Here is an 8,147-nt window from a genome sequence, read left to right as displayed (position 1 = left end):
CTTCCGATCTATCACAGTTTCAATTGAAACTGCACACCCGGGCATGTCGGAACCCCGGCGTGTCGGAACCTCCGGCCCCCGACACGCCGACACCTGTGGACAAGTCGCCCTGCCTGTGGAGAACTTCCGCAATTTCAATGGAAATTGGACGTCTGATTTCCATTGAATTTGCGGCGGTCACCCGCGCAGGACGGCGGGGTGCCGGCTCAGCGGAGGGATTCCTCGATGTCGGAGAGGCCCATCAGGCGGAGTTCCTGGGCGATGTAGTTGGCCGCTCGCTGGGCTTCGGGGTCCTGCCAGTTCAGGTCGGTGACCCAGTCGGCCAGGTTGTCGGCGTTGATGTACGGCTCGCCACCGACGACGAGCTTCTGGATGTAGTGCCGGTTGCGCATCGGGGTCTCCTCGCGACCCGGCTGCTTCGGGGACCGGGCCGCTGGGCGGTTTCGGGGGTCGGTGCTACCCGGCGGTCGGGACCCGCCGTCGCGCACTCTGCGTAAGCATCGCGGAGAATCCCAGATCAACTCGCCCCTTTCGGATGAATGTCACACCGATTCAGACACGTTCCGTACATGCTTTCGATGCCAGCGCACCGCCTGCGCATCGGTCAGCGACGCCACCTGGTCCAGCACCACCCGCAGCCGCGCAGCATCGTCGCCGGCCCGCTCCCACACCGCGGACATCGCCGGGTCCAACGACCCCGGGGCGCGCTCGGCCAGCACGCGGACCAGCTCCGCCAGCATCACCCGCTGCCGCTCCTGCATCCGCAACCGCTGCGGATCGCTCATCACGTACCGCAGCGCGACCGCCTTGAGCACCGCCACCTCGGCCACCACCGGCTCGGGAACCACCAGGTCAGCCAGGTACCGGGTGAGCGGCCCGGGACCGAACCGGTCCACCGTGCCGGTCACCGCAGCCGCCACGAACCGCCCCACCAGCTCGCTGGTGAGCCGCTTGAGCGCCACCTGCGCGGTGAACGTGCCGTCGTAGTCCAGCACCGCCGCCACCACCGGCCACCGCACCAGTTCCTCCGCGGCGTGCTCCAGCAGCCCCGAGGTGGCGCCGGAACCATCGCCACTGAAGTGCTTCGCAGCCATCCGGACGATCTCCGCGCGCTCGTCGCCGCTGGTCAGCGAGCGCAGCGAGATCCGCCCGGAGAGCACCCCGTCCTCGACGTCGTGCACCGAGTAGGCCACGTCGTCGGCCCAGTCCATCACCTGGGCCTCCAGGCATCGGCGCTGCGGCGGGGCGTCCTGCCGCAGCCACTCGAACACCGCCAGGTCGTCCTCGTACACCCCGAACTTGGCCTCGCCGGGCCGCTTCGGCCACGGGTACTTGGTGGCCGCGTCCAGGCACGCCCGGGTCAGGTTCAGCCCGCGGCCGACCTCACCGGATTCGGCCAACTTCGGTTCCAACCGGGTGAGGATCCGCAGCGTCTGCGCATTGCCCTCGAACCCGCCGCAGGGCCCGGCCAGGTCGTTGAGCGCGCGTTCGCCGTTGTGCCCGAAGGGCGGGTGGCCGATGTCGTGCGCGAGACCCGCCGTGTCCACGAGGTCCGGGTCGGCGCCCAACGCCGCAGCGATGCCCCGCCCGATCTGCGCGACCTCCAGCGAGTGCGTCAACCGGGTGCGCGGCACGTCGCCCTCCTCCGGGCCGACCACCTGCGTCTTCCCCGCCAGCCGGCGCAGCGCCGCCGAGTGCAGCACGCGCGCGCGGTCGCGGGAGAACGGTGAGCGGTCGTCGGAGCGCGCACCTTCGGGCACGGCGAGCTTCGGCGGCTCGGGGAGCAGCCGTTCCAGGTCGTGCGCGTGGTAGCCGGGCGTGGTCTCCATCGCGCTCAGACTACGGCCGGAATCCGACGAATCACCGGAGCCCGCTCGCGTTTCGCCGCAGCGACCACCGGACGTTTGATCCCGCGACGCTCGGCGGAAAACCGTTGGACGCGGTCACTCGTGCGTCCTAACCTCGCCGGGGTTCCAAGCCCGCACGTCCGGATGAGGTGCATTCGATGACGGTCCAGGCAACCGCGGCCAGCGTCAACAGGCCGTTCCCCGCGCACGTCATGACCTCATCGGACGTAAGGAAACCCAGCAGTGGATCTTCCACGTAGCTTCACCATCCGCGAGAGCAGCCACCGCATCCACAACCCGTTCACCAGCGAGAAGCTCGCTGCCCTGGGGCAGGCGCTGCACTTGGCCCCCGGGACGCGCGCGCTCGACCTCGCCAGCGGGTCGGGCGAGATGCTGTGCACCTGGGCGCACGCCCACGGCATCACCGGAACCGGAGTGGACATCAGCACCGAGTTCACGGCCGGGGCCCGGCTCCGGGCAGCCGAGCTCGGCGTTGTCGATCAGGTGGTCTTCATCCACGGCGATGCGGCCGGCTGGGTCGCGGACGAACCCGTCGACCTCTCCGCGTGCATCGGCGCCACCTGGATCGGCGGCGGAGTGGCCGGCACGATCGATCTGCTGCGCCGCAGCCTCCGCCCCGGTGGCCTCCTGCTGATCGGCGAACCGTACTGGCGCCGGGCTCCCCTGGACCAGCGCATCGCCGAGGCGTGCCACGCCAGCAGCGAGGACGACTTCCGGCTGCTGCCCGAGCTGATCGAGCAGTTCGGCGAACTGGGTTGCGACGTCGTCGAGATGGTGCTCGCCGATCAGGACAGCTGGGATCGCTACCAGGCCGCGCAGTGGCTCAACATCCGGCGCTGGCTCGACCGGAATCCCGATGACGAGCTGGCCGCCGAGTTGCGGGCCGAGCTCTCCGAGGAACCGGCCCGATACGCCAGGTACCAGCGCGAGTACCTCGGTTGGGGGGTCTTCGCCCTCATGGACCGCTGACGGTTGGGGGTCGGCGGCAACGGCTGCCGACCCCGCTGGGCGGCCCTGGGCGTCAGCCCAGGCCGTCGCCGTTGAGCTCGGCGGGGGCGTGCGTCAGGCGGTAGTACAGCAGACCGCCGGTCTCCCGGACGATGTACTTGAACTGGAACTCGCGGGTCTGCACGACCGGGCCGGACCGGGCCGGCGAGGACCACGACTCCAACCCGAAGTCGCTGGCCATCGTCCGCGCCCGCAGCGAGTGCCACGGGTCGCTCACGATCAGCGCGGTGTCCCAGCCGCGGTCCGCGGCCAGGTTCGCGACCGCCTTCATGCTGCCCAGGGTGTCCTCGCCGACGTCGACCTCGACGATGTGATCGGCGGGAATCCCGTTGCTGCTCAACCACTTCTTGCCCGCCTGGGCTTCGGTGTAGGCATCGCCGGTCTGCCGCCCGCCGACGGTGACGACGTAGTCGGTCACCCCGGCCCGGTACAGCTTCAGCGCCTGGTTGAGCCGCGCCTCCAGCACGTCGGAGGGCTTGCCGTGGTACTGCGCGGCGCCGAGCACGACCACGATGTCCACCGGACGCCGGTCGTCGGCGCGCGCCACCTGCCACACGCGGAACGCGGTGCCGCCGACGACGAGCAGGGCCACCAGCAGCGAACCCACCAGGACCCTGGTCAGAGTCCGACCCGAGCGGGACCGGTGGGCGGCTCGGTGGGGACTCACGCTGGCAAAACCTCGCAGAACCTCGGAACCGGTGCCCCGGGCCCGCCCGAAGGACGAGCCCGGAGCCCGCTCAGCATCTCCGCCCGGGGAACAACCCGAACGGGTGGGAACTCAGCAGCCGATGAGGCGGACCGCCAAGTACTCCTCGAGCTTGTCGATCGCCACCCGCTCCTGGGACATGGTGTCGCGCTCGCGAACCGTGACCGCGTGGTCGGACAGCGTGTCGAAGTCGACCGTCACGCAGAACGGGGTGCCGACCTCGTCCTGGCGGCGGTAGCGGCGACCGATCGCACCGGCGTCGTCGAAGTCGACGTTCCAGTTGCAGCGCAGCTGCGCGGCGATGTCGCGGGCCTTCGGCGACAGGTCGGAGTTGCGGGACAGCGGCAGCACCGCGACCTTGACCGGCGCCAGGCGGCGGTCCAGCTTCAGCACCACGCGCTTGTCCACACCGCCCTTGGCGTTGGGCGCCTCGTCCTCGTGGTAGGCGTCGATCAGGAACGCCATCATCGGACGGCCCACACCGGCCGCCGGCTCGATCACGTACGGCCGGAACCGGGAGTTGCTGGCCTGGTCGAAGTAGGACAGGTCCACGCCGGAGTGGTTGGAGTGCGTGGTCAGGTCGAAGTCGGTGCGGTTGGCGATGCCCTCGAGCTCACCCCACTCCTGGCCGCCGAAGCGGAACCGGTACTCGATGTCGACCGTGCGCTTGGAGTAGTGCGACAGCTTGTCCTTCGGGTGCTCGTACTCCCGCAGGTTGTCGCTGTTGATGCCCAGCCCGGTGTACCAGGCCATGCGCTGGTCGATCCAGTACTGGTGCCACTGCTCGTCCTCGCCCGGCTCGACGAAGAACTCCATCTCCATCTGCTCGAACTCGCGGGTCCGGAAGATGAAGTTGCCCGGGGTGATCTCGTTGCGGAACGACTTGCCGATCTGGCCGATGCCGAACGGCGGCTTCTTGCGCGCCGTGGTCATCACGTTCGCGAAGTTGACGAAGATGCCCTGCGCGGTCTCGGGGCGCAGGTAATGCATCCCCTCCTCGCTCTCGACCGGCCCCAGGAAGGTCTTGAGCATCATGTTGAACTCGCGCGGCTCGGTGTACTGGCCGCGGACCCCGCAGTTCGGGCACGGGACGTCGGAGAGGTCGTCCTCGGCGATCTCCTTGCCGCTGCGCTCGGCGTACTCCTCGGCGAGCTGGTCGGCGCGGAAGCGGCGGTGGCACGAGGTGCACTCCACCAGCGGGTCGTGGAACGCGGTGACGTGCCCGGAGGCCTCCCAGACCGGGCGCGGCAGGATCACCGAGGAGTCCAGGCCGACGACGTCGTCGCGGCCCTGCACCATGGACTTCCACCACTGGCGCTTGATGTTGTCCTTGAGCTCGACGCCCAGCGGACCGTAGTCCCAGGCCGACCGGGTACCGCCGTAGATCTCACCCGACGGGTAGACGAAACCACGGCGCTTGCAGAGATTGACGATCGTGTCGATCTGGTCGGCGGGCACGTTAACTCCGGAAATCTTTCGCTGGATGAGTCGAACCAGCTGGTCGGGCTGGAGATTCCCAGCGTACCGATCCGGTCGCGGAGGGGGTGCGCCCGGGCTGCGGTGTCGATGCGATCAGCAGGTCGGGTGCTACCCGTAGGATGGGTGCGTGGAGCGTCACTGCGCGATGGCACCGCAGCTCGACGGCCCCGCGCCCAGACGCCTCGGAGAGGAAGCGATGCCCGCGATCAGCCCGGATGCCGAGTCGGCCCAGCCGAGCGCGCGGCCCGGCCTGGACCGCGCCGAGGACCACGTGCACTCCCCCGACCGGGCCGCGCGCCCGGCGCCGCAGCGGGATCAGCAGGTCCTGGTGGAGGCCGGCGAGCTGCTGCGCGCCCTGGCCGCCCCGGTGCGGATCGCGATCGTCCTGCAGCTGCGGACCGCCGAGCGCTGCGTGCACGAGCTGGTCGACGCGCTCGACGTCGCCCAGCCGCTGATCAGCCAGCACCTGCGGGTGCTGAAGTCGGCCGGGGTCGTGCACGGCGAGCGGCACGGGCGGGAGGTCGTCTACCGGCTCGTCGACGAGCACTTGGCGCACATCGTGGTGGACGCCGTCGCGCACGCGGAGGAGATCTCCGGTGCCCGGTCGCGCGGACCGGCGGCGCGCTCCATCGAACCCGACGGCGGACAGGAGACGGAGACAGCGTGACCACCGGCGAGGGCCCCGCGGTCGGGGTACCGGGACTGCGGGCCACCAAGCAGCGAGCAGCGGTGTCGAAGCTGCTGGACCAGATCGACGACTTCCGGTCGGCGCAGGAGCTGCACGAGGAGCTGCGGCGGCAGGGCCAGGGCATCGGCCTGACCACGGTCTACCGAACCCTGCAGACCCTGGCGGACGCGGGCGAGGTCGACGTGCTGCGCAATCCGTCGGGCGAGGCGGTCTACCGGCGGTGCTCCAGCCATCACCACCACCACTTGGTGTGCCGCCACTGCGGGCGGACCGTCGAGGTCGCCGACCCGCCGGTGGAGAACTGGGCGGAGCGCATCGGCCAGGAGCACGGCTTCACCGAGGTCAGCCACACCGTGGAGATCATCGGGACCTGCCCGAACTGCGCCGGCTGACTCCCCAGCGCCACTTCTCGCTCCGTTTCCGCTGGTCATGCCCCGTGAGTCTTTCCTGTTGCCATGGCAACTCAAAGTGCTCACGGGTTCTGATCAGGCGGAACTCGGATCAGTACTCGTAGGTGTCCGGTGGGGCCGGGATGGTGCGGAGGGTGAGCACCTCCACCGTCGGGACGTAGTCGTTGGCCTCGGTCGCCGTGCCCGGGCGGAGGCGGGCCGCCACCTCGATCCAGGTGTCCGCCGGGAGGCCGACCGCCTGCGGTGCACCCGCGAGGTCGATCTTCACCGGTGATGCGTCGGCCGCGCAGCAGCTGATGCGCATGCGCGCGAGCTGCGCGGTGTCCGGTGTCGGGTGCACGACGAAGCCCTGGAGCCGGACCGTTCGGCCGTCGAGCGAGCCGCTGTCGTCCCAGATCACGCGGGTGACGAACTCCGACGCGCTGAGCAGCGGCTCCGGGTCCGGCGGCAGGGCCGGGAACCGCGGTTCCGCCGGGGCCTGCGGAGCGGCGGGCCGGTCGCGGGTGACCGAGTCCGAGCCCAGCGCCGGCGGGGCGACCAGGAAGATCGCGAACACCGGGAGCAGCAGCATCCACGGGCTGCGCGAGTTGTGCTCGTGGCCCCCGGCGCCGCTCGCGCGGATGTCGCGGACGATGGCGAACGCCGCGAGCCCGACCATGACCAGCCCGGACGCCATCAGCCACGGGAACAGCGACGGTTTGACGTAGCGCAGGTAGCTGCCACCGAGCGCGATCTTGAGCAGCGCACCGCCGAGCAGCAGCAACAGCAGGTTCTGGGTTTCCCGGCGCATCACGAACCTCCCAGCAGCACTGCCCCGACCCCTGCGGCGCAGGCGATCGCCACCACGAACGCCACCGGGGCGAAGCGGGCCGCGAACCCGCGTCCGAAGGCGCCCGACTGCAGCGCGATCAGCTTCAGGTCCACCACCGGTCCGACGACCAGGAACACCAGCTTCGGGATCAGCGGCAGCCCCGGCATCGACGCCACCACGAACGCGTCTGCCTCGCTGCACAGCGCCAGGACCACCGCGAGCACGGCCATGACCAGCACGCCGAGCAGGAGCTGGCCGCCCAGCGACTCCAGCCAGCCGGTGGGCACGAGGACGTTGAACACCGCGGACGTCAGGCCGCCCAGCACCAGGAACCCCCCGGCCTCGACCAGGTCGTGCCGCGCCGATTCGGCGAACACGACCCAGCGGTTGCCGCCGTGCTGCGGTTCGACCCGGCGCAGCGCGCGTTCGGCCAGCCACTCGGCTCGGCCCAGCCGGGCCCAGAGCCAGCCCATCGCGCAGGCCGTCAGCAGCGAGCCGAGGAACCTGGCCAGCACCATCCGGGGTTCGCCGGGGAAGGCGACCGCGGTGGAGACCAGCACGATCGGGTTGATCGCCGGCGCGGCCAGCAGGAACGCCAGCGCGGCAGCGGGTGCGACGCCCTGCTGCATCAGGCGGCGCGCCACCGGCACCGACGCGCATTCGCACCCCGGCAAAGCCAGCCCCGCCGCACCGGCGACCGGGACCGCCGCTCCGGGCTTGGCCGGTAGCACGCGGCGCAGCGCGTCTGGTGGCACGAAAGCCGCGATGAGGCCGCTGACCAGCACGCCGAGCACCAGGAACGGCATGGCTTGCACGCAGACCGCGACGAACACCGTCGATCCGGTGCGCAGCGCTGGGACGTCCAGCAGTGCGATCAGCTGCGGTTGGAACACCGCGGCGAGCACCAGCAGGACGCAGAGCGCCTCCAACGAGGTGAGGACGGGGCGCCGCGTGCGCGGCGGATCGGCGAGCTCGGTCACCCGCACATCGTGGCAGTTCGAACTGATAATCGTTCGCACCAGTGCGTGACGATCGTCCCGGCACCTCGCCCGCGAATGATCACCCCTGGTCAAGCAGGGATCAGAACCCACCGATCACGAGATCCGACACACCGGCGGATCCCCCGGTCGAGGGCGTCCAGACGCAAATTCAATGGAAATCGGATGTCCGATTTCCA

Annotated in this window: 9 protein-coding genes; 3 read left to right on the top strand and 6 right to left on the bottom strand. The window is 70.2% G+C overall.

Annotation, left to right across the window (positions count from 1 at the left end; translation table 11 throughout):
- Positions 1 to 206: 206 nt before the first annotated feature.
- Positions 207 to 392: a hypothetical protein gene (locus ABTZ89_RS31780; protein ID WP_270952051.1), complete on the bottom strand. Its 186-nt coding sequence runs from the start codon at positions 390 to 392 to the stop codon at positions 207 to 209.
- A 150-nt stretch (positions 393 to 542) separates the two neighbouring features.
- On the bottom strand, positions 543 to 1,829 hold the full coding sequence (locus ABTZ89_RS31775; RefSeq protein ID WP_351051673.1) for a deoxyguanosinetriphosphate triphosphohydrolase: 1,287 nt from the start codon (positions 1,827 to 1,829) through the stop codon (positions 543 to 545).
- A 261-nt stretch (positions 1,830 to 2,090) separates the two neighbouring features.
- Between ABTZ89_RS31775 and ABTZ89_RS31770 the strand changes: the two genes are divergently transcribed.
- On the top strand, positions 2,091 to 2,837 hold the full coding sequence (locus tag ABTZ89_RS31770; RefSeq protein WP_351051670.1) for an SAM-dependent methyltransferase: 747 nt from the start codon (positions 2,091 to 2,093) through the stop codon (positions 2,835 to 2,837).
- A 52-nt stretch (positions 2,838 to 2,889) separates the two neighbouring features.
- On the opposite strand, the gene ABTZ89_RS31765 is transcribed toward ABTZ89_RS31770, so the two are convergent.
- Together ABTZ89_RS31765 and ABTZ89_RS31760 are read right to left on the bottom strand one after the other, a co-directional pair.
- A complete protein-coding gene (locus ABTZ89_RS31765; protein WP_351051667.1) occupies positions 2,890 to 3,483 on the bottom strand; it encodes a YdcF family protein in 594 nt (197 codons plus the stop codon).
- A gap of 171 nt (positions 3,484 to 3,654) precedes the next feature.
- Positions 3,655 to 5,040, bottom strand: a complete 1,386-nt coding sequence (locus ABTZ89_RS31760) for a glycine--tRNA ligase (protein ID WP_270952055.1) — start codon at positions 5,038 to 5,040, stop codon at positions 3,655 to 3,657.
- A 217-nt stretch (positions 5,041 to 5,257) separates the two neighbouring features.
- Between ABTZ89_RS31760 and ABTZ89_RS31755 the strand changes: the two genes are divergently transcribed.
- Positions 5,258 to 5,728, top strand: coding sequence for an ArsR/SmtB family transcription factor (locus ABTZ89_RS31755; protein WP_351051677.1), 471 nt, complete (start codon positions 5,258 to 5,260; stop codon positions 5,726 to 5,728).
- Positions 5,725 to 6,141, top strand: a complete 417-nt coding sequence (locus tag ABTZ89_RS31750; protein WP_270952056.1) for a Fur family transcriptional regulator — start codon at positions 5,725 to 5,727, stop codon at positions 6,139 to 6,141. The genes ABTZ89_RS31755 and ABTZ89_RS31750 overlap by 4 nt, the downstream gene beginning before the upstream one ends.
- 109 nt (positions 6,142 to 6,250) lie before the next feature.
- On the opposite strand, the gene ABTZ89_RS31745 is transcribed toward ABTZ89_RS31750, so the two are convergent.
- Both ABTZ89_RS31745 and ABTZ89_RS31740 read right to left on the bottom strand, forming a co-directional pair.
- Positions 6,251 to 6,949, bottom strand: coding sequence for a TIGR03943 family putative permease subunit (locus ABTZ89_RS31745; RefSeq protein WP_351051662.1), 699 nt, complete (start codon positions 6,947 to 6,949; stop codon positions 6,251 to 6,253).
- The gene (locus ABTZ89_RS31740; RefSeq protein ID WP_351051659.1) at positions 6,949 to 7,950 is read right to left on the bottom strand and encodes a permease; all 1,002 of its coding nucleotides are present in this window, start codon (positions 7,948 to 7,950) and stop codon (positions 6,949 to 6,951) included. The genes ABTZ89_RS31745 and ABTZ89_RS31740 overlap by 1 nt, the downstream gene beginning before the upstream one ends.
- Positions 7,951 to 8,147: the final 197 nt, after the last annotated feature.

Source organism: Saccharopolyspora sp. NPDC002686, assembly GCF_040295745.1.
GTDB lineage: Bacteria > Actinomycetota > Actinomycetes > Mycobacteriales > Pseudonocardiaceae > Saccharopolyspora > Saccharopolyspora oryzae.
The sequence above is the reverse complement of the archived record's forward strand: the minus strand, read 5'-3'. Positions and strand labels throughout refer to the sequence as shown.

What these genes read in the sequence shown, in the direction of transcription:
- ABTZ89_RS31780 (WP_270952051.1), bottom strand. Translation starts at nt 392, where the DNA reads ATGCGCAACCGGCACTACATCCAGAAGCTCGTCGTCGGTGGCGAGCCG.
- ABTZ89_RS31775 (WP_351051673.1), bottom strand. Translation starts at nt 1,829, where the DNA reads ATGGAGACCACGCCCGGCTACCACGCGCACGACCTGGAACGGCTGCTC.
- ABTZ89_RS31755 (WP_351051677.1), top strand. Translation starts at nt 5,258, where the DNA reads ATGCCCGCGATCAGCCCGGATGCCGAGTCGGCCCAGCCGAGCGCGCGG.
- ABTZ89_RS31745 (WP_351051662.1), bottom strand. Translation starts at nt 6,949, where the DNA reads ATGCGCCGGGAAACCCAGAACCTGCTGTTGCTGCTGCTCGGCGGTGCG.